Source organism: uncultured Pseudoflavonifractor sp. (genome assembly GCF_944387275.1).
GTDB classification, from domain to species: domain Bacteria; phylum Bacillota; class Clostridia; order Oscillospirales; family Oscillospiraceae; genus Pseudoflavonifractor; species Pseudoflavonifractor intestinihominis.
Window position 1 is genome coordinate 29,201 of sequence record NZ_CALXEG010000015.1, and the last position, 20,182, is coordinate 49,382.

Annotated in this window: 15 protein-coding genes and 1 tRNA gene; 9 read left to right on the top strand and 7 right to left on the bottom strand. The window is 63.6% G+C overall.

The window, feature by feature from the left end; all coding sequences use genetic code 11:
- Positions 1–21: 21 nt before the first annotated feature.
- Positions 22–1,146 (top strand): peptide-methionine (R)-S-oxide reductase MsrB, encoded by a 1,125-nt coding sequence (msrB, locus tag Q0K23_RS05510; protein WP_367179033.1) that lies wholly within the window; start codon positions 22–24, stop codon positions 1,144–1,146.
- Between the two features lie 276 nt (positions 1,147–1,422).
- Here msrB and Q0K23_RS05515 read toward each other — a convergent pair.
- Positions 1,423–1,499, bottom strand: a tRNA-Val gene (locus Q0K23_RS05515).
- A 179-nt stretch (positions 1,500–1,678) separates the two neighbouring features.
- On the opposite strand from Q0K23_RS05515, the gene Q0K23_RS05520 reads away from it, so the two are divergent.
- From Q0K23_RS05520 to Q0K23_RS05550, 7 genes are all read left to right on the top strand, one after another.
- Positions 1,679–2,521: an alpha/beta hydrolase gene (locus Q0K23_RS05520; protein WP_294518936.1), complete on the top strand. Its 843-nt coding sequence runs from the start codon at positions 1,679–1,681 to the stop codon at positions 2,519–2,521.
- Between the two features lie 13 nt (positions 2,522–2,534).
- Entirely contained in the window at positions 2,535–3,272 is a 738-nt protein-coding gene (locus Q0K23_RS05525; RefSeq protein ID WP_294518938.1) for an elongation factor P 5-aminopentanone reductase, read from the top strand.
- 157 nt (positions 3,273–3,429) lie between these two features.
- Positions 3,430–4,659, top strand: a complete 1,230-nt coding sequence (locus Q0K23_RS05530; protein ID WP_294518941.1) for an ABC transporter substrate-binding protein — start codon at positions 3,430–3,432, stop codon at positions 4,657–4,659.
- Between the two features lie 169 nt (positions 4,660–4,828).
- Positions 4,829–5,701, top strand: a complete 873-nt coding sequence (locus Q0K23_RS05535) for a branched-chain amino acid ABC transporter permease (protein ID WP_294518944.1) — start codon at positions 4,829–4,831, stop codon at positions 5,699–5,701.
- A gap of 10 nt (positions 5,702–5,711) precedes the next feature.
- Entirely contained in the window at positions 5,712–6,797 is a 1,086-nt protein-coding gene (locus tag Q0K23_RS05540; RefSeq protein ID WP_294518947.1) for a branched-chain amino acid ABC transporter permease, read from the top strand.
- 50 nt (positions 6,798–6,847) lie between these two features.
- Positions 6,848–7,645 carry an ABC transporter ATP-binding protein gene (locus Q0K23_RS05545; RefSeq protein WP_294518979.1) on the top strand — a complete coding sequence of 266 codons (798 nt, stop codon included), beginning with the start codon at positions 6,848–6,850 and terminating at the stop codon, positions 7,643–7,645.
- 10 nt (positions 7,646–7,655) lie between these two features.
- Positions 7,656–8,357, top strand: coding sequence for an ABC transporter ATP-binding protein (locus Q0K23_RS05550; protein ID WP_294518982.1), 702 nt, complete (start codon positions 7,656–7,658; stop codon positions 8,355–8,357).
- Between the two features lie 94 nt (positions 8,358–8,451).
- Here Q0K23_RS05550 and Q0K23_RS05555 read toward each other — a convergent pair whose 3' ends face one another.
- The 6 genes from Q0K23_RS05555 to Q0K23_RS05580 all read right to left on the bottom strand — a co-directional run bounded on the left by Q0K23_RS05555 (position 8,452) and on the right by Q0K23_RS05580 (position 15,788).
- Positions 8,452–8,952, bottom strand: a complete 501-nt coding sequence (locus Q0K23_RS05555; protein ID WP_294518950.1) for a hypothetical protein — start codon at positions 8,950–8,952, stop codon at positions 8,452–8,454.
- 64 nt (positions 8,953–9,016) lie between these two features.
- Entirely contained in the window at positions 9,017–9,502 is a 486-nt protein-coding gene (locus tag Q0K23_RS05560; protein ID WP_294518953.1) for an RNA polymerase sigma factor, read from the bottom strand.
- A 285-nt stretch (positions 9,503–9,787) separates the two neighbouring features.
- A complete protein-coding gene (locus tag Q0K23_RS05565) occupies positions 9,788–11,050 on the bottom strand; it encodes a competence/damage-inducible protein A (RefSeq protein ID WP_294518956.1) in 1,263 nt (420 codons plus the stop codon).
- Between the two features lie 63 nt (positions 11,051–11,113).
- Positions 11,114–12,286, bottom strand: coding sequence for a tRNA uracil 4-sulfurtransferase ThiI (thiI, locus tag Q0K23_RS05570; RefSeq protein ID WP_294518959.1), 1,173 nt, complete (start codon positions 12,284–12,286; stop codon positions 11,114–11,116).
- A 30-nt stretch (positions 12,287–12,316) separates the two neighbouring features.
- Entirely contained in the window at positions 12,317–13,837 is a 1,521-nt protein-coding gene (locus tag Q0K23_RS05575; protein ID WP_294518962.1) for a YifB family Mg chelatase-like AAA ATPase, read from the bottom strand.
- An 82-nt stretch (positions 13,838–13,919) separates the two neighbouring features.
- Complete coding sequence (locus tag Q0K23_RS05580) at positions 13,920–15,788, bottom strand: leucine-rich repeat protein (RefSeq protein WP_294518965.1); 1,869 nt, start codon at positions 15,786–15,788, stop codon at positions 13,920–13,922.
- Between the two features lie 459 nt (positions 15,789–16,247).
- Between Q0K23_RS05580 and nifJ the strand changes: the two genes are divergently transcribed.
- Positions 16,248–19,811 (top strand): pyruvate:ferredoxin (flavodoxin) oxidoreductase, encoded by a 3,564-nt coding sequence (gene nifJ / locus Q0K23_RS05585; RefSeq protein ID WP_294518968.1) that lies wholly within the window; start codon positions 16,248–16,250, stop codon positions 19,809–19,811.
- The last annotated feature ends 371 nt before the right edge of the window (positions 19,812–20,182 follow it).

Consider the following 20,182-nt stretch of genomic DNA (forward strand, 5'->3'; position numbering starts at 1 on the left):
GAAGAACAGGAGGTTTCCACTGTGCATCGAAACAGATTGGCGCCTTTGCTGGCCCTAGTGCTGCTGCTGAGCAGCTGCGCCGGCCCCGTTGGGGCGGCGCAGGGGCGGACAGAGACGAAACAGAATCATGAGCAGGCGGCCGTGCACACCGGTGACATGTCCGCGAAGGAGCGTATGCAAATGGACACAGAAGAGAATGTGATTTATCTGGCCGGCGGCTGTTTTTGGGGGATCGAGGCGCTGATGCAGTCCATCCCGGGCGTGATTGACGCCCAGAGCGGCTATGCCAACGGCACCGGTGAGGCCGACGCCAACTACCGGACGGTCTCCACCGGCGAGACCGGCTTCCGGGAGACGGTGCGGGTGGAGTACGACCCGGAGCAGGTCAGCCTGGACGCCCTGTTGCTGGCCTACTTCTACGTCATCGACCCCACGGTGCAGAACCAGCAGGGCAACGACAAGGGCAGCCAGTATCAGACCGGCGTCTACTACACCAATGACAAGGCCAGAGAGACAGTGGAGCGCATCGCGGACATCGAGCGCAGCCGCAGCAAGGCGTTTTTTGTGGAGATCGGCCCGCTGGTGAACTTCTATCCGGCGGAGGAGTACCACCAGGACTATCTGGAGAAGAACCCCGGCGGCTACTGCCACATTCCCCGGGAGGAGATGCGGCTTTTCTCCCAGCTGCACATCGACCCCGGCGACTACCAGAAGCCGGCGGCGGAGGCCATCCGGGACAAGCTGACCGCCGAGCAGTACCGGGTCACCCAGGAGAGCGGCACCGAGCGGCCCTTTGCCAACGAATTCTGGAATCAGTTTGAGAAGGGCATCTATGTGGACGTGGTCACCGGCGAGCCGCTGTTCTCCTCCACGGACAAGTTTGAGAGCGGCTGCGGCTGGCCCGCCTTTTCCAAGCCGATCGAAGCGCCCGCTCTGGTGGAGCTCCCGGACGACAGCCACGGCATGCACCGCACCGAGGTCCGCAGCCGGGCCGGGGACTCCCACCTGGGACACGTCTTTACCGGAGATCCCGAGTCCCCCAACGGCGTGCGCTACTGCATCAACAGTGCGGCCCTGCGGTTTGTCCCCTACGCCAAGATGGAGGCCGAGGGGTACGGCTATTTGCTCTATCTCTTTGACAATTGACACGGCGCAGCCGGAGCTGGTTTCCGGGAGGGTTCGGGTGCGCCTAATCGCGCGCATACCCCGGTGCTTTTTATTGGACCGGGGCGCGCCCGCATCTGCCGGACGGGAAAACAGGAAAACACCCCGGCGCCTGCTTCAAGCATGGCGCCGGGGTGTTTTGCGTTCCAAGCTGCGTATATTGTTCCGTTCAGTTTGAATAGACCGCCGAAAGGGCAAAGTTCTGTCCGTGAAAATGACAAAAGCCCTGAAGACTTACGGCTTCAGGGCTTTGTACTGTGGTGGACGATACAGGATTCGAACCTGTGACCTCCCGCACGTCAAGCGGATGCTCGTACCAGCTGAGCTAATCGTCCAAAGGGCAAAATCTATTATATCCATGAAGGTGCCCTTTGTCAACAGTTTTTTTAAAAAAGACTGAGAAAAAATAAAATCGCCTCTAAGGCGGCGGAGGGGGAGGGTATGCAGCAGGGGAAAATGCTGTTATACTGAGGACAGTTCAGCGGCCGCCAGGGGCGGAAGGAGGAGCGATACCATGATATATGAGCGATTCGGACGGGAACAGATCTGTCCCGCCCTGCCGCAAGGGGCGACGGAGATCTCCCTGACTGCCTACGCCAGGGAGAAGACCGGAGCCGCGCCCTGGGGAGAGCGCTGGGGCGTGTTGATCCTGCCCGGGGGCGGCTACCGGCTGACCGCAGACAGCGAGGCCGAGCCGGTAGCCCTGGACTTCCTCCACGGCGGGGTGCAGGCCTTTGTGCTGCGTTACAGCGTGGAGCCCGACCGGTGGCCCCAGGCCCTGCTGGAGGCCGCGGCGGCGGTGGCCTTTCTCCGCCGGAACGGGGCACGGTACGGCATCCGGCCCGACCGCATTGCGGTGTGCGGCTTTTCCGCCGGCGGCCACCTGGCGGGCTGCCTGGCCAACCTGTGGGGCGACCCGGTCATCGGGGAGAAGCTGGGCCTGACTCCCGAGGAGGTGCGGCCCGACGCGGCCATCCTCAGCTACCCGGTGATCTCGGCGGGGGAGTGGGCCCACAGGGACAGCTTCTTCCGCCTGACCGGCCGGGAGGCGCTGCCGACTGAGCTGGAGAAGCTGTCCCTGGAGAAGAGCGTGACGCCGGGCAATCCGCCCACGTTTATTTGGACCACGGACACCGACCGCACCGTCCCGGCGGAGAACACCCTGCTCTACGCCTGGGCCCTGCGGCGGCAGGGGGTGCCCCTGGAGCTCCACTACTACGGCCACGGCCCCCACGCCATGGGCACCGCCACCGCCGAGTCGGGGGGCGACCCGGGCTGGCAGGACGAGCAGGCGGCCACCTGGCTGCCCCTGTGCGTCCGGTGGCTGCGCCGGGAGACCTGGCGGAACAACGACTGAGAGGGAGAGAGATATGGAACAGAAGACAGCCCTGATCACCGGGGCATCCCGGGGCATCGGCGCGGCCACGGCCCGGCGGCTGGCCCGGGCGGGATACGCCGTGGCGGTGAACTATTGCCGCAGCGAGGAGAAGGCCCTGGCCCTGGTGGAGGAGCTCCGGGAGGCGGGACACACCGCCATGGCGGTGAAGGCCGACGTGGCCGACCCGGAACAGGTACAGTTTATGGTTGACAATGTGTTGGATAAATTTTGTCAACTTGACATTCTGGTGTGCAACGCAGGCAGGAGCTGGGTGGGCCTGTTGGGGGACATGACCCCGGCGGACTGGCGGCAGCTGATGGCCGTCAACCTGGACGGCCCATTCTACTGCTGTAAAGCGGTGCTTCCTCACATGATCCACCGGAAAAAGGGGAAAATTATCACCATTTCCTCCATGTGGGGCCAGGTGGGCGCCTCCTGCGAGGCGGCCTACTCCGCCTCCAAGGCGGGGATCATCGGCCTGACAAAGGCCCTGGCCAAGGAGCTGGGGCCCTCCGGAATTGCGGTAAACTGCGTGGCGCCGGGGGTGATCGACACGGAAATGAACCGAAATCTCACCGCCGAGGACCTGGACGCCCTGCGGGAGGAGACCCCTCTGGAGCGCATCGGAAAGGCGGAAGATGTGGCGGAAAGCGTGCTGTTTTTGGCGTCGGAGGGGGCGGATTTCATCACCGGACAGGTGCTTTGCCCCAACGGCGGCCTGGTCATCTGACCGGCGGAAACGCCCCGCTGGGGGGTGAAACGGGGCGGATTGGTACAAAGCGCCGAGAGAGGGAAGGGTGCAAAGACCTCCTGTTGTGCAAGAATGAGGTTGACAATTCCGAAGGCGAAGATTATAATTGTCAACAACCTTAAAGGAGGTAAATGAAATGAAGAAGTTTCGTGTTCTCTCTCTTGTAATGGCCTCCGCGCTGTGCCTCTCCATGCTCGCCGGCTGCGGAAGCGACGGCAGCACCGGCGGCGATACCACCGGCAACAACAGCCCCGCTCCCAGCGCCAGCACCGGCACTGAGACCAACGGCACCGGCGATACCACCGGCACCATCAAGATCGGCGGCATCGGCCCCCTGACCGGCTCCGCCGCCGTGTACGGCCTTGCCACCAAGCAGGGCGCCGAGGTGGCCATTGAGGAGATCAACGCCCTGGGCGGCCTGCAGTTCTCCCTGGACTTCCAGGACGATGAGGGCGACACCGAGAAGGCTGTCAACGCCTACAACAAGCTCATCGGCGACGGCACCCAGATCATCTACGGCTGCACCACCACCAACCCCTGCGTGGCCGTGGCCGCCGAGACCTACTCCGCCCGCTACTTCCAGCTGACCCCCTCCGCCTCCTCCACCGACGTGACCGAGGGCAAGGACAACGTGTTCCAGGTCTGCTTCACCGACCCCAACCAGGGCAAGACCGCCGCCAACTACATCAAGGATAACAACCTGGGCACCAAGGTGGCCGTTATCTACAACAACGGCGACGCCTACTCCACCGGCATCTACACCGCCTTCCAGTCCACCGCCGACGAGATCGGCCTGGAGGTTGTCACCGTCCAGACCTTCCCCGACGACAACAACACCGACTTCAACGTGCAGCTGACCGCCGCCAAGGACGCCGGCGCCGACCTGGTGTTCATGCCCATCTACTACACCCCCGCTTCCCTGATTCTGTCCCAGGCCAAGAGCATGGGCTATGCGCCCACCTTCTTCGGCTGCGACGGCATGGACGGCATTCTGGACCTGGAGGGCTTTGACACCTCCCTGGCCGAGGGCCTGATGCTCATGACCCCCTTCAACGCCTGGGCCACCGATGACCGCACCGTCCAGTTCGTGGAGGAGTACGAGTCCGCCTACGGCGGCCTGCCCAACCAGTTCGCCGCTGACGGCTATGACTGCATGTACGCCATCTATGAGGCCTGCCAGGCCGCCGGCATCACCGCCGACATGAGCGCCCAGGACATCTGCGAGGCCCTGATCGCCCAGTTCACCTCCGCCGACTTCAGCGTGGACGGCCTGACCGGCACCGGCATGACCTGGTCCACCAACGGCGAGGTCTCCAAGGCCCCCGTGGTGGTCAAGGTCGAGGGCGGCGTGTACGTCACCCAGTAAGTTGATCCAGCTCCGCTGACATAGGGATTGAAAGCGGGTTGCCGGCGCACCCGGCAGCCCGCTTTTCCCCGTATTATCCGTTTGTATGGCGGACACATCCGCAGCCCGGCGGGCCGCTGATGTTTCTGCCATACACAGTGCCTGAAATACACAGAGAGAGGTGAATGGCTTGAGTTTCCTCAATAATCTCATCACCGGCATCAGCCTGGGCAGCGTCTACGCCATCATCGCCCTGGGCTACACCATGGTATACGGCATCGCCAAGATGCTGAACTTTGCCCACGGCGACGTCATCATGGTGGGCGCCTACATGATTTTCTTCGCCACCGGCAGCTTCGGGCTCAACCCCATCGTGGGCATCCTGCTGGCCGTGGTGGTGTGCACCGTCCTGGGCGTGGTCATCGAAGGCCTGGCCTACAAGCCCCTGCGCCAGGCGTCCTCCCTGGCGGTGCTCATCACCGCCATCGGCGTCAGCTACTTTTTGCAGAACGCCGCCCTGCTGCTGTGGGGCGCCGACCCCAAGGTGTTTACCTCCGTCATTCCCGAGGGCTCCCTGCCCATTGAAGGGGTGAACATCACCTACGTGTCCCTGGTCACCGTGCTGGTGTGTATCGTCATCATGCTGGCCCTCACCTGGTTCACCAGCAAGACCAAGATGGGCAAGGCCATGCGGGCCTGCTCGGAGAACAAGGACGCGGCCCGGCTCATGGGCATCGACGTCAACCGCACCATCTCCATGACCTTTGCCATCGGCTCCGCCCTGGCGGCCATCGCCAGCGCCCTGCTCTTCTCCAGCTACAAGAACCTGATCCCCACCAGCGGCTCCCTGCCCGGCATCAAGGCCTTTACCGCCGCCGTGTTCGGCGGCATCGGCTCCATCCCCGGCGCCATGCTGGGCGGTATCCTGCTGGGCATCATCGAGACCTTTGCCAAGGTGATCAACACCAACATCTCCGACGCGGTGGTCTTCGCCGTGCTCATCATCGTGCTGCTGGTCAAGCCTGCGGGCCTGCTGGGCAAGACCATCCGCGAGAAAGTGTGAGGTGGCCGATATGAAAAAGCTCTCTACCGGCCGCAAGCGGCTGGTCAACAACTCCATCACCTACGCCATCGTCATCGTCGCCTTCATCATCCTCCAGGCCTGCAACGCGGGCGGCCTGCTGTCCCCCTCCATCCAGGGCCAGCTGGTGCCCATCTGCGCCTATGTGGTCATGGCCATCGCCCTGAACCTGGTGGTGGGCATCTCCGGCGAGCTGAGCCTGGGCCACGCCGGCTTCATGAGCGTGGGCGCCTTCTCCGGCGTGGTGGCCGCCATGTCCCTCCAGAACGTCATCCCCAACGACGGCCTCCGCCTGGCCATCGCCATGGTGGTGGGCGCGGCTCTGGCCGGCGTGGCCGGCGTCATCGTGGGCGTGCCCGTGCTTCGCCTGCGGGGCGACTACCTGGCCATCGTCACCCTGGCCTTCGGCGAGATCATCCGCAACATCTTCAACGTGCTCTATGTGGGCGTGGATGAAAAGGGCTTCCACTTCTCCCTGCAGAACGAGATGGCCCTCAACCTGAGCGAGAGCGGCAAGTCCATCCTGAAGGGGCCCATGGGCTTTACCAGCAACGCCAAGCTGGCCAGCTTCACCGCCGGCTTCATCCTGATCCTCATCACCCTGACCATCACCCTCAACCTGGTGAACAGCCGCTCCGGCCGGGCCATCATGGCCCTGCGGGACAACCGCATCGCCGCCGAGAGCGTGGGCATCGGCGCCACCAAGTACAAGCTCATGGCCTTTGTCACCTCCGCCGTGATGGCGGGCGCCGCCGGCGTGCTCTACGCCATGAACTACTCCTCCATGGCCCCCAAGAAATTCGACTTCAACACCTCCATCCTCATCCTGGTCTTCGTGGTGCTGGGCGGCATCGGCAACATCCGCGGCTCCATCATCGCCGCGGCCTTCCTCACCGTGCTGCCCGAGCTGCTGCGCAGCTTCAACCTGGATCAGTACCGGATGCTGGTGTATGCCATCGTCCTGATCCTGGTCATGATCGCCACCAACAACCCGGCCATCCGGGGCTTCTTCGCCCAGCTGAAGAGCCGCATCACCAAGGCCGACCTGGAAGAGCAGAAGGGAGGCGCGGCACAGTGAGCAGACCACCTCGTCCCGAGACCAAGCTGGTCCCCGTGCCCAGCAAGAACATGATCCCCGAGCGGGACATCGACAAGGACCCCATTCTGGAGGCCCAGCACCTGGGCATCGACTTCGGCGGCCTGACCGCCGTGGACGACTTCAATATGGCCATCGGCCGCACTGAGATCGCCGGCCTCATCGGCCCCAACGGCGCGGGCAAGACCACGGTCTTCAACCTGCTGACCAAGGTGTACCAGCCCACCCGGGGCACCGTGCTGCTGGACGGCGTGGACACCCACAACATGAACACCGTCCAGGTCAACCGGGCGGGCATCGCCCGTACCTTCCAGAACATCCGCCTGTTCTCCAACCTGAGCGTGGAGGACAACGTGAAGATCGGCCTGCACAACCAGGTGGGCTGCGGCATGTGGCAGAGTATTTTCCGCCTGCCCGGCTACTGGAAGAGCGAGAAGCTGGCCCACGACCGGGCCATGGAGCTGCTGAGCATCTTCGACATGCAGGACCTGGCCGGCGCCAAGGCCGGCTCCCTGCCCTACGGCGCTCAGCGCCGGCTGGAGATCGTCCGCGCCCTGGCCACCAACCCGTCCCTGCTGCTGCTGGATGAGCCCGCCGCCGGCATGAACCCCTCTGAGACCTCCGAGCTGATGGACAACATCGTCAAGATCCGGGACACCTTCCAGATCGCCATCCTGCTCATCGAGCACGACATGAACCTGGTCATGGGCATCTGCGAGGGCATCTGCGTGCTCAACTTCGGCCAGGTCATCGCAAAGGGCACCCCCCAGGAGATCCAGAACAACCCGGAGGTCATCAAGGCCTACCTGGGCACCGGAAGGAGTGAGTGACGCCGTGTCCATGCTGAACGTAGAGAACATCAATGTGTATTACGGCGCCATCCACGCCGTCAAGGGGGTCTCCTTCACCGTGGAGGAGGGGGAGATCATCACCCTCATCGGCGCCAACGGCGCCGGCAAGTCCACCATCCTGAAGACCGTGTCCGGCCTGCTCCACAGCCACACCGGCTCCATCACCTTCCAGGGGGAGAACATCGGCGGCATCCCCGCCCACAAGCTCATCCCCAAGGGCCTGGCCCAGGTGCCCGAGGGCCGGGCGGTGTTCCTCCAGATGAGCGTGGAGGAGAACCTGCAGATGGGCGGCTATACCCGCCCCGCCGCCGAGATCCCAGCCAGCCTGGAGCGGGTGTACGCCCAGTTCCCCCGGCTGAAGGAGCGGCGCAAGCAGGTGGCCGGCACCCTGTCCGGCGGCGAGCAGCAGATGCTGGCCATGGGCCGCGCCCTCATGTCCAAGCCCAAGCTGCTGATGCTGGACGAGCCCTCCATGGGCCTGGCCCCCATCCTGGTGGAGCAGATCTTTGACATCATCAAGCGGCTGCACCAGGCGGGCACCACCATCCTGCTGGTGGAGCAGAACGCCCAGATGGCCCTGTCCGTGGCCGACCGGGGCTACGTGCTGGAGACCGGCCGCGTGGTGTCCACCGGCACCGGCGCCGCCCTGCTCCAGGATGAGAGCGTCAAGAAGGCCTATCTGGGCGGCTGAGAATGTCATGGGCCCCAATAGGAATTAAAAAAACAGCGCGCCCCTGTCCCGTTTCGGGACAGGGGCGCGCTGTTTTACGTTTTTTTCCGGTATCTCAGGGGATAACATATCGATGGGGGCTGGTGGTATAGCCATTTCCATACTCCACGGTCATATAGAGGGTGTCCTGGCTGTTCTCCAGCTTTACATAGCATACGCCGTTTTCAAAACGGTCCGTGATGTCGATGCTCTGGCCGCACCAGTAGACCCAGACCGAACCGTTCTCCTGGTATTCCACATCTGGCATGGACAACTCTTCCAGGATCTCCTTCTCCGTGAGGGGACGCTCGCTCCCGTCGGGATTGAAGGCCACGCCGCCGCCGAACTGTTCCTGGATCTCGCCGTTCTCGTCGGGGTACTCCAGGCAGTAGCTGCCGTCGTCAGCAATCTGGATGGTGGCTGTCGTCTGGTCTCCGTGGATCCAGAGCTGGACCGTGCGCTGGATGCCGCCTACATCGGCGGTATAGGTGGCTGTGGCAGTGCCAACCAGCAGAATACAGGCGGCAGCCAGAACCACCGCTGTTTTCAATCGATGGTGCCTTACAGTATGTTTCATGGTTTCAACCTCCAAAGAAAATTCCCGAGAGGCATGAAGGGCGGAAAAAGCCTGCTTATACTTCTCACGATTCGTCATCTTCCCATGCCTCCTTCAATATGCCGCGTAGGGATGCTCTCCCGCGCGACAGCCTGGTTTTCACGTTCCCTGGCGTAATGTGCAGAATATCCGCGATTTCTCCTACTGTATAATCCTCATAGTAAAACAGATGGATTACAATGCGGTACTTCTCCGGCAGAGCCATCACCGCCTCAAACAGCCCCGAGGACTCTTCCGAAACAAAGACCAGGGTTTCCATATAGTCCTCCAGCGGCAGCGCTTTCCGCCGGAAAAAGGTACGGGTCTTGTTTTTCGCCTTATTGATTGCCACCCGGAGAAGCCACGCGCGTACATGCTGCTCCGTCTCAAATTCTTTTTTCTGTGTCCAGTACTGGAGAAGGGTGTCCTGGACCACATCCTCGGCATCCTGGGGACTTTTGCAGACGCTGAACGCTGCGGCATAGAGACGATTTTGGTAGTCTTTTACTACCGCTTCGAGGGATGGCTTCATAGGCGTGCTCCTTACATGGATTGAAAGGCCTTTCACTGATTATACAGTTGAGGGGGTGGGAAAGGTTACAAAAGAGCGGGAAAAAATTTCTGCGCCGGAGGACAGAAAGCCATTCTCTCCCACACTCTCCAATGGACTGTCTGAAGATACCAATGCTCCGGCTGGCGGAGTTTTATCACAAGGCGCGGGACGATATTCTGGTCCTGACCAACGTGCGGAAGCCCCATCCAAGGGCATAAAAAATGTCCGGTGCACCGTGAGGTGCGCCGGACATTTTGTCCTGCATTATTCGTCCCGGTCGGGCAGGCCGGTGAGATACCGCCGGACCATGTCGAAGGCGTTGGTGGCGGCAACGGTACGGATGCGGGCGCGGCCGTTGATGAGGTGGAGTTCCCGCACCCGGGTGCCCTCGGGGGTGTCCAGGGCCACGTAGATCAGGCCCACCGGGTTGTTCCGGTCGTCCGGGTCGGGGCCCGCCACGCCGGTGAGGGACACGGCCAGGTCGCAGCCCAGCACCTTCCGGGCGCCCTGGGCCATGGCCCGGGCCACCTGGGCGCTCACCGCGCCGAATTCGTCCAGCATGGCCTGGGGCACGCCCAGCACCCCGGCCTTGACCTCATTGGTGTAGCTCACCACGCCGCCCTTGAACACGGCGGAGGCGCCGGACAGGTCGGTGAGCCGCTTGGCCACCAGACCGCCGGTGCAGCTCTCGGCGGTGCCCAGCGTGAGCCCCTTCTCCTTCAGCAGGCCCAGCACCACCTCCTCCATGGAGGAGACGTCGGCGCCGTACACCAGGGGGCCGAAGATGCCCCGCACCTCCTGCTCCACCGGCACGATGAGGGCCCGGGCCTCCTCCACGGTGGGGGCCTTGGCGGTGATGCGCAGCTCCACCTCGCCGGTCTTGGCGTAGGGGGCCAGAGTGGGGTTGGTGAGGGCGTTCATCCGGTCCCGCAGCTTGGCCTCCACCGCCGACTCGCCCATGCCGAAGATCTTCAGCGTCCGGGAGGCGATGACCCCGTCGGCCAGGGAGCGTAGGTAGGGCACAGCCCGGTGTTCGAACATGGGGCCGCACTCATTGGGGGGACCGGGGAGCATGATGACCCGGACTCCGTCGGCCTCAAAGGCGCAGCCCGGGGCGGTGCCCCAGTCGTTGGAGAAGATGGTGCAGCCCTCGGGCAGGTAGGCCTGCTGGAGGTTGTTGTCCGTCATGGGACGGCCGGGGTGGAGCCGCTGGAAGTAGTCCCGGATCCGCTGGGCGGACGCCTCGTCATACACCAGCTTCTTGCCAAAGCACTCGGCCAGCACGTTCTTGGTCAGGTCGTCGCAGGTGGGTCCCAGGCCGCCGGTGGTGATGATGATGTCGGCCCGGCCCTTGGCCACCTCCACCGCCGCCTTCAGCCGCTGGGGATTGTCCCCCACCACGATGTGGTAGTACACGTTGATGCCCAGGGCGCTCAGCCCCTTGGAGAGCATCTGGGCGTCGGTGTTGGCGATGTTGCCCAGGAGCAATTCGGTGCCTACTGCGATGAGTTCTGCGGTATGCGTCATAACAAAAGACCTCCGAAGCGCCGGGAATGGCCCGGCGAAGATATACGAAACAGGAGGGGCGGCTCAGGGGTTGACCTGGATCCGCTCGATATTCTTTACAGCCTCGTCCACCAGGGCCTCAATGTCCAGGGTGGCCTCGGCGGCCTCGATCTCGCCGGGCAGGGGCCGCAGCCGGGGATGGCGGGGGGTGAACACGGTGCAGCAGTCCTCGTAGGGCAGTATAGAGGTCTCAAAGGTGCCGATCTTCCGGGCGATGCGGACGATCTCCTCTTTGTCCATGCCCACCACGGGCCGGAGGATGGGCAGGTCGCACACCGCGCCGGTCATCCGCATGGCGGACATGGTCTGGCTGGCCACCTGGCCCAGGCTCTCTCCGGTGACCAGGGCCCCCGCGCCCACCCGGTAGGCCACCCGGCAGGCGATACGCATCATAAAGCGGCGCATGAGGATGGTGAACAGATCCTCGGGGCAGGAGCGGCGCAGCTCCTCCTGGATCTTGGTGAAGGGCACCACGTGGACCGTCAGGCAGCCGCACCAGGGGGTGAGCAGCTGGGCCAGCTCGATGACCTTGTCCTTGGCCTCGGGGGAGGTGTAGGGGTAGGAGAAGAAGTGGACCATGTCCAGAGCCAGGCCCCGCTTGGCCATCATCCAGGAGGCCACCGGGGAGTCGATGCCGCCGGACAGCAGGCTCACCGCCCGGCCGCCGATGCCCACCGGCAGGCCGCCCGCGCCGGGCTCCGGGTCGGCGTGGACAAAGGCGGCGTAGTCCCGCACCTCCAGATGGACGGTCAGCTCCGGGTTGTGCACGTCCACCCCCAGGTTGGGGAAGGCGTCGTGGAGCTCGCCGCCCACGTACTGGGCCAGCTCGATGGAGGTCATGGGGAAGGTCTTGTCCGCCCGCTTGGCCTCCACCTTGAAGGTGCGGGCGGTGGACAGCTGGTCGTGGAGGTAGGTCTTGGCGGTCTCCAGCATGGCGTCCTTGTCCTTGGCGCAGGCCCGGGCGCGGCTCAGACCCACCACGCCGAACAGGCGCTTCATGGCCTCCCAGGCGGCGTCCATGTCGCAGCTGTCGTCCTTGGGCTCCACGTACATGGTGGACTGCTTGGAGTACACCTTGAAGCTGCCGCAGTGCTTCAGGCGGCGCTGGGCGTTGGCGATGAGCTTGTCTTCAAAGCTGCGGCGGTTCAGGCCCTTGAGCACCAGCTCGCCCAGCTTCATCAGGATGATCTCGTCCATGTCGTTCGTTCTCCTTAATAGTTACATCCGTTATTTTACAAGGTAGGCCCCGGGCCGGTACTGGAGTGCCTCGGCCAGATGGGGCACCTGGATCGCGTCGCTGCCGTCCAGGTCGGCGATGGTGCGCCCCACCCGGAGGATGCGGTCATAGCCCCGGGCGGTGAGGCCCATGCGCTGGAAGGCCCCCTTCATCAGCGCCTCACAGGCGCTGTCCAGCTGACAGAATTCCCGCAGCTCCCGCTGGCCCATGTGGGCGTTGCAGGAGGGACCCTCCGGGCCGAAGCGGGCCGACTGGATGCGCCGGGCGGCGTTGACCCGGGTCCGGATATCCGCCGACGACTCGGCGGGGGCGGCGTGGGACAGCTCGTGGAACTCCAGGGGCGGCACCTCCGCGTGGAGGTCGATCCGGTCCATCAGGGGCCCGGACACCCGGCCCTGGTACTTCTCCACCGCCGCCTCGGTGCAGCGGCACCGACCGGAGGGGTGGCCGTACCAGCCGCACTTGCAGGGGTTCATGGCGCACACCAGCATGAACCGGGCGGGGTAGGACACGGTGCCCGCCGCCCGGGAGATGGTGACCTGCCCCTCCTCCAGGGGCTGGCGTAGCACCTCCAGCACCTCGGGCTTGAACTCGGGCAGCTCGTCCAGAAACAGCACCCCGTTGTGGGCCAGGGAGATCTCCCCGGGCCGGGGGTTGGAGCCGCCGCCCGCCATGCCCATGGGGGAGATGGTGTGGTGGGGGGAGCGGAAGGGGCGCTGGAGCAGCAGGGGCTCCTCCGCCGTGGTGAGCCCGGCCACCGAGTGGACCTCCGTGGCCTCCAGGGCCTCCCGCTCCGTCATGTCGGGCAGGATGGAGGGCAGACGCCGGGCCAGCATGGACTTGCCGGAACCGGGAGGACCCACCATGCAGATGTTGTGTCCCCCGGCGGCGGCAATTTCCAGCGCCCGCTTCACGTGCTCCTGGCCCTTCACCTCGGAGAAATCGGGCCCGGCGGCGCGGGCGTCCCCCGGCGTCCAGGGGGGTGAGGGGGAGAGGGGCTCCTCCCCCGTCAGGTGGCGGATGCGGGCGGTGACGCTCTCCACCGGGTAGACCGCCATGCCGCCGCCGGCCAGGGTGGCCTCGGCGGCGCTCTCGGCGGGGACATAGAGGGCCTCCACCCCCGCCCGGGCGGCGGCCAGGGCCATGGGCAGCATGCCCGCCACCGGCCGCACCTCCCCGGACAGGGACAGCTCCCCCACAAAGGCCGAGCGGGACAGGTCGCACCGGAGCTGGCCGCCGGCGGCCAGAATGCCCACCAGAATGGGCAGGTCGTACAGGGTGCCCGCCTTCCGCTGGGCGGCGGGGGCCAGATTCACCGTGATGCGGGACACAGGGAAGGTAAAGCCGCAGTTCTTCACCGCGGCCCGCACCCGTTCCCGGGCCTCCTTCACCGCCGCGTCGGGCAGGCCCACAATATCAAAGGCGGGCAGGCCGCCGGACAGGTCGCACTCGGCCCGCACCTCGTACCCGGCCACGCCGGTCAGACCCAGAGAGCGTACCTCACAGAGCATAAAAATCGCCGCCCTTTCTCCATACGGCATCAGTATACCACGGAGAAAGGGCGGCTGCCAAGAAAAAACCTCTCTTGGGAACTCAGCTCTGGGTCAGCTGATACAGCCGCAGGACGGTGAGGATGCACTGCTCCCTGGTGTAGGCGCCCTGGGGGGTGAAGGCGCTGCCGTTCCCCTCCATAATCCCGGCGGCCTGGACCTGGCCCACCCCGGCGGCGGCCCAGGAGGCGATGGCTGCGCTGTCCGAGAAGGCGGGGGCCGCCTGGGGCAGGGGATGGCCCATGGCCTCCGCCAGGCGGGCCAGGATGGTGGCCGCCTGCTCCCGGGTCAGGGTGCCGCCGGGGTCGAATTTTCCGCCGCCCACGCCGTTGACTACCCCCAGACCGGCCATTTTCTGGACGTTGAAGTCGGTGGTGTCGGAGAATGTGGCCCGCTGGGTGATGGTCTCGCCCGTCGCCTTCTCATAGAGCCTCACCGCCAGGGCGCAGAACTCGGCCCGGGTGGCGGCCTGAGTGTACCGGCTCTCGAAGCTGTCGGGCACAATGCCGGCGACGGCGGCCTGGCTGAGCTGTCCCGCGGCCCAGGAGGAGGGCAGGTCCCCTTCCGCCGCCACGATGAAGGTCACCGGGATATCGAAAGACTGGAACGTATCCCCGCCAATATGGGAACTGGTGAAGTTGCCCCGTACATGTTGGATATAGATACCGGGCTTCAGGCCGGTCTGGGGCTGCACGGTATAGGTGACAGTCTCGTGGGGCGCGATGCGTGCGCTCATGTGCCCGTGCGAATAGACGAACCCGCTCTTGCTCCACTCAACCCTTAATTCGGACGTCCCGTTCAGGCTGATTTTATAGTCGTCCTCGTTGGTGAAGGAGATGCTGCGGGGAGCGGGCTGGGCGTATCCCACCTCCACCGCGCCGAAGTCTATGGCCTCCGTGCTCACAGTCACCCGGAAATTCGGAGTCTGCACGGTATAGGACAGATGCAGGTCGGCGCTGGCTCCCTCCTGGGTGGTGACGGTGACGGTCTCGCTGTGTGTTCCATAGTCGCGCCCGGGTCTGGGTTCCACGGTAAAGGTACAGCTCTCTCCGGCTTCCAGAGTTCTGACGCTCGAACCGAGCCAGCTGTAGTCGCTCTCCCAGTGGAATATCCAATCGGGGCGATCGTCAGGCAGTTTCAGAACGAGTGACCTGTCGCCGCTGTTGGTGACGGTGACAACCCTGGGTTCCGGCTGATAGTCATTTCCTGTGAGAGTGGTGCCGAAGTCCACGGTGGAGGGACTCAGAGAGATGCCGTATCCGGGGACGGATTCTCCCTCATAGATGACGGAGTGGACGAAGTTCCGTGAGGACCAGTCTTCATAGCCAGTAGCCCCTTTGGGGATGACAAAAACGACCTCACCGTTGCCCTCGCGGTAGGCGGCATAGGGGTTGAAATAGTATTCAGGGGCTACCATACCCTCCATATAGACGGTATCCAGCGCGTTGCTCCATCGAAAGGGATTATCCATCTCCTCCACGCTGGCGGGGATGGTAATCTCTTTCAGGGCGTCGCAGCTTGCGAAGGCAAGTTCGTTGATGTAGATAAGACTTTCACTCAGCTTGACGTCGGACAGGGAGTTGCAATAAGCAAACGCTAACCTTCCAATCGAGATTACACTGTCCGGGACGGTCACGCCGGTGATGTTCGTCTCCTCAAAGGCCTTTTCCCCGATGACGGTCACAGGGTACTCCTGCCCGTTCTCATCGGTGACGGAGGCGGGAATGTCCGCATAGGTGGAGTCGGCCAGGGACTCGTCATAGCGGGTCAGGGTGGCCGTGCCGTCGAACCATATCTCAAAGGTGTAGGGGCCGACCTGGACGGTGGATTCCACAACCGATGCCGAGGCGGCGGGCATGAGGGAGAGGCACAGGCACAGGGCCAGCAGCAGGGAAAGAGCACGCTTTTTCATGTGAAACTCCTCCTTCTTTCTCACTTTTTTCAGTATAGCACTAACAAAGACGAAAAACACTCTGCTGGCTGCATAGTATTCCGGCTTTTTTGGCCGTCAGGCATGGCGGGAGAGGAGCGCAGGACAGACGGAGCCCGCCGTCCGGACATCCACCCGGAGTGCAAAAAGGGAAGCCCTCCGGACCGACAGAAATGCAGGCTGAAAAGCAGGAAACAACAGGAAGAACAGGGAGAAATCCCACAGGAAAAGTGGGGGTGAAGGCAGCCCGGTTTTGACAGAAAAAAAGCGGTCCTGACCGGGTTTTTTCGCTCCTTATTTCTGCCAACGAAAAAAATAGTGGGAAAATTACCGGTTTCGCACAAGAGACAATTTACAAACGGGGAAGATGGTGATAAAATATCTGCGCTGAATCATTTAGAAGCCATTCATGCAAGTTCACATAAGGAGGAATTGTTCAAAATGGCGAGAAAACTCAAAACCATGGACGGCAATACCGCGGCGGCGCATGTATCCTATGCGTTCACTGAGGTTGCGGGTATCTACCCCATCACCCCGTCCAGCCCCATGGCCGACAACGTGGACCAGTGGGCCGCGGCCGGCCGCAAGAACATCTTCGGCGACACTGTCAAGGTCATCGAGATGCAGTCTGAGGCCGGTGCTGCCGGTACCGTCCACGGCTCCCTGGCCGCCGGCGCCCTGACCACTACTTACACCGCTTCCCAGGGCCTGCTGCTGATGATCCCCAACATGTACAAGATCGCCGGCGAGCTGCTGCCCTGCGTGTTCCACGTCTCCGCCCGTACCGTGGCCGCCCAGTCCCTGAACATCTTCGGCGACCACTCCGACGTTATGGCCTGCCGCCAGACCGGCTTCGCCATGCTGGCCGAGACCAACCCCCAGGAGGTCATGGATCTGGGCGCCGTTGCCCACCTGGCCGCCATCAAGGGCCGCGTCCCCTTCCTGAACTTCTTCGACGGCTTCCGTACCTCCCACGAGATCCAGAAGATCGCCATCTGGGATTATGACGATCTGAAGGAAATGGTGGATATGGACGCTGTGGAGGCCTTCCGCAAGCGGGCCCTCAACCCCGAGCGCCCCGTCATGCGCGGCTCCCACGAGAACGGCGATATCTTCTTCCAGCACCGTGAGGCCTGCAACAAGTACTACGACGCCCTCCCCGAGATCGTTGAGGAGTACATGGGCAAGGTCAACGCCAAGCTGGGCACCAACTATCAGCTGTTCAACTACTACGGCGCCCCCGACGCCGACCGCGTCATCATCGCCATGGGCTCCATCTGCGACGTGACCGAGGAAGTCATCGACTACCTGAACGCTCACGGCGAGAAGGTTGGCCTGGTGAAGGTCCGCCTGTACCGTCCTTTCCGCGCCGACAAGCTGCTCTCCGCCATCCCCGAGACTGCCAAGCACATCGCCGTGCTGGACCGCACCAAGGAGCCCGGCGCTCAGGGCGATCCTCTGTACCTGGACGTTGTCACCGCCTTTGCCAACGCCGGCCGTCAGGCCACCATCATCGGCGGCCGCTACGGTCTGGGCTCCAAGGACACCCCGCCCAAGAGCGTGTTCGCTGTCTATGAGGAGCTGCAGAAGGCCGAGCCCAAGCGTCAGTTCACCATCGGCATCGTGGACGACGTCACCAACACCTCCCTGGTCGAGCACGACTGCCCCAACACCGCTGCTGAGGGCACCATCGAGTGCAAGTTCTGGGGTCTGGGCGGCGACGGCACCGTGGGCGCCAACAAGAACTCCATCAAGATCATCGGCGACCACACCGACAAGTACGTCCAGGCTTACTTCCAGTACGACTCCAAGAAGACCGGCGGCGTGACCATCAGCCACCTGCGCTTCGGCGACAAGCCCATCAAGAGCCCCTACTATATCAACAAGGCTGACTTCGTGGCCTGCCACGTGCCCAGCTATATCACCAAGAGCTTCCCCATCGTCCGGGACGTGAAGCCCGGCGGCACCTTCCTGATCAACTGCCAGTGGTCCTTCGAGGAGCTGGAGCACCACCTGGATGCCGCTTCCAAGCGCTACATCGCCAAGAACAACATCCAGCTCTACACCATCAACGCCATTGACCTGGCCATTGAGATCGGCATGGGCAAGCGCACCAACACCATCCTCCAGTCCGCCTTCTTCTCCCTGGCCAAGATCATGCCTGAGGCCGAGGCCATCCAGTACATGAAGGATGCGGCCACCCACTCCTACCTGAAGAAGGGCCAGGACATTGTGGACATGAACCACAAGGCCATCGACCTGGGCGCCACCGCCTACAAGAAGGTGGAGGTCCCCGCCTCCTGGGCTACCGCCGAGGACGGCAAGAAGGAGAGCGTGCTCACCGGCCCCGAGAAGCTGGTGAAGATGGTGGAGTCCATCCTGGACCCCGTGGACCGCATGGACGGCGACAGCCTGCCCGTGTCCGCCTTCGTGGACCACGTGGACGGCACCTTCGAGCTGGGCGCCTCCGCCTATGAGAAGCGCGGCGTGGCCGTGACCGTGCCCACCTGGGATTCCAGCAAGTGTATCCAGTGCAACCAGTGCTCCTTCGTCTGCCCCCACGCCACCATCCGTCCCTATGCGCTGACCGAGGAGGAGGCCAAGAACGCCCCCGAGGCCGCCAAGATCGTGGACGTGAAGGCCGGCAAGGGCAAGGGCGTCTATAAGTTCTCCATCGCCATCTCCCCCCTGGATTGTATGGGCTGCTCCGTCTGCGCCAAGAACTGCCCCGTCCAGGCTCTGACCATGGTGCCCCAGGAGCAGGAGGCTGCTCAGCAGCCCGTGTTCGACTACATGGTGGCCAAGGTTGCCCCCAAGGCCGACATGGAGGGCATCAAGACCGTCAAGGAGAGCCAGTTCAAGCAGCCTCTGCTGGAGTTCTCCGGCTCCTGCGCCGGCTGCGCCGAGACCGCTTACGCCCGTCTGGTCACCCAGGTCTGCGGCGACCGGATGTACATCTCCAACGCCACCGGCTGCTCCTCCATCTGGGGCGGTCCTGCCGCTACCTCTCCCTACACCGTCAACAAGGACGGCCACGGTCCCGCTTGGGCCAACTCCCTGTTCGAGGATAACGCCGAGCACGGCCTGGGCATCTATCTGGGCCAGAAGGCCATCCGCGACCGTCTGGCTGAGAAGACCCGCCAGCTGATCGCCATCGACTATGTGGACGAGGGCATCGCTGCTGCCGGTCAGGAGTGGCTGGACACCATGAAGGACGGCGAGGCCAACGCCGAGGCCACCAAGAAGTACGTTGCCGCCATGGAGTCCGTTGTGGCTGCCCGCGGCGAGTGCTCCTGCGAGGCCTGCACCCTGGCCCGTGAGATCCTCTCCGAGAAGGAGTACCTGGCCAAGAAGTCCGTCTGGATCTTCGGCGGCGACGGCTGGGCCTACGACATCGGCTACGGCGGCCTGGACCACGTCCTGGCTTCCGGCGAGGACGTGAACGTCTTCGTGTTCGACACCGAGGTGTACTCCAACACCGGCGGACAGGCTTCCAAGTCCTCCAACATCGGCCAGGTGGCTCAGTTCGCCGCTGCCGGTAAGACCATGGCCAAGAAGTCCCTGTCCGAGATCGTGATGCAGTACGGTTATGTCTACGTGGCCCAGGTGGCCATGGGCGCCAACCCCAACCAGACCCTGGCCGCCATCCGTGAGGCCGAGGCCTATCACGGTCCCTCCCTGGTCATCGGCTACGCCCCCTGCGAGATGCACTCCATCAAGGGCGGCATGAGCAACTGCCAGGTCGAGATGAAGAAGGCTGTCGAGTGCGGCTACTGGAACCTGTTCCGGTTCAACCCCGCTGCCAAGGCCGAGGGCAAGAACCCCTTCACCCTGGACTCCAAGGCCCCCGCTGGCGGCTATCAGGAGTTCCTGATGAACGAGGCCCGTTACTCCTCCCTGACCCGGTCCTTCCCCGACCGCGCCAAGGAGCTCTTTGCCCGCAACGAGGAGTCCGCCAAGGAGCGTTACGAGCATCTGACCAAGCTGATCGAGCTGTACAAGTAATCGAAAAGCGTATGACACCCCCGGACGCATTCGCGCCCGGGGGTGTTTTTTGTGGCGGACTCCTCGTTGCTGAGAGCACGTCCGCCAAGGAGCGTTACAAGCACCTGGAGGGGGCCCCAACACAGCTGCTTGGCTGTGTTGGGGAGAGGAGGCGCAGCGGCGCGAGGGAGGGGGACCGCCTGCGGGCCCCCGAGGGATGCAGAGCTTGTGCCGACGAGATCGAGCTGTGCAAGGAATCGAAAAGAGCACCGCGCCCCGGATGCCATGCATCCGGGGCGCTTTTTATACTGCCGCGGCCATTGACGGGACCGCCCGCCGCCCCATATAATAAAATCAGAGAAAAAACCCGCAAAAGGCTTGACTGTAAACCA

Excerpts from the sequence above, each read along its gene's own strand:
- Q0K23_RS05560 (WP_294518953.1), bottom strand. The coding sequence starts at position 9,502 with ATGAAGCCATCCCTCGAAGCGGTAGTAAAAGACTACCAAAATCGTCTC.
- Q0K23_RS05580 (WP_294518965.1), bottom strand. The coding sequence starts at position 15,788 with ATGAAAAAGCGTGCTCTTTCCCTGCTGCTGGCCCTGTGCCTGTGCCTC.
- Q0K23_RS05555 (WP_294518950.1), bottom strand. The coding sequence starts at position 8,952 with ATGAAACATACTGTAAGGCACCATCGATTGAAAACAGCGGTGGTTCTG.
- Q0K23_RS05565 (WP_294518956.1), bottom strand. The coding sequence starts at position 11,050 with ATGACGCATACCGCAGAACTCATCGCAGTAGGCACCGAATTGCTCCTG.
- Q0K23_RS05575 (WP_294518962.1), bottom strand. The coding sequence starts at position 13,837 with ATGCTCTGTGAGGTACGCTCTCTGGGTCTGACCGGCGTGGCCGGGTAC.
- Q0K23_RS05520 (WP_294518936.1), top strand. The coding sequence starts at position 1,679 with ATGATATATGAGCGATTCGGACGGGAACAGATCTGTCCCGCCCTGCCG.
- nifJ (WP_294518968.1), top strand. The coding sequence starts at position 16,248 with ATGGCGAGAAAACTCAAAACCATGGACGGCAATACCGCGGCGGCGCAT.
- thiI (WP_294518959.1), bottom strand. The coding sequence starts at position 12,286 with ATGGACGAGATCATCCTGATGAAGCTGGGCGAGCTGGTGCTCAAGGGC.
- Q0K23_RS05550 (WP_294518982.1), top strand. The coding sequence starts at position 7,656 with ATGCTGAACGTAGAGAACATCAATGTGTATTACGGCGCCATCCACGCC.
- Q0K23_RS05545 (WP_294518979.1), top strand. The coding sequence starts at position 6,848 with ATGATCCCCGAGCGGGACATCGACAAGGACCCCATTCTGGAGGCCCAG.
- Q0K23_RS05530 (WP_294518941.1), top strand. The coding sequence starts at position 3,430 with ATGAAGAAGTTTCGTGTTCTCTCTCTTGTAATGGCCTCCGCGCTGTGC.
- Q0K23_RS05525 (WP_294518938.1), top strand. The coding sequence starts at position 2,535 with ATGGAACAGAAGACAGCCCTGATCACCGGGGCATCCCGGGGCATCGGC.
- Q0K23_RS05540 (WP_294518947.1), top strand. The coding sequence starts at position 5,712 with ATGAAAAAGCTCTCTACCGGCCGCAAGCGGCTGGTCAACAACTCCATC.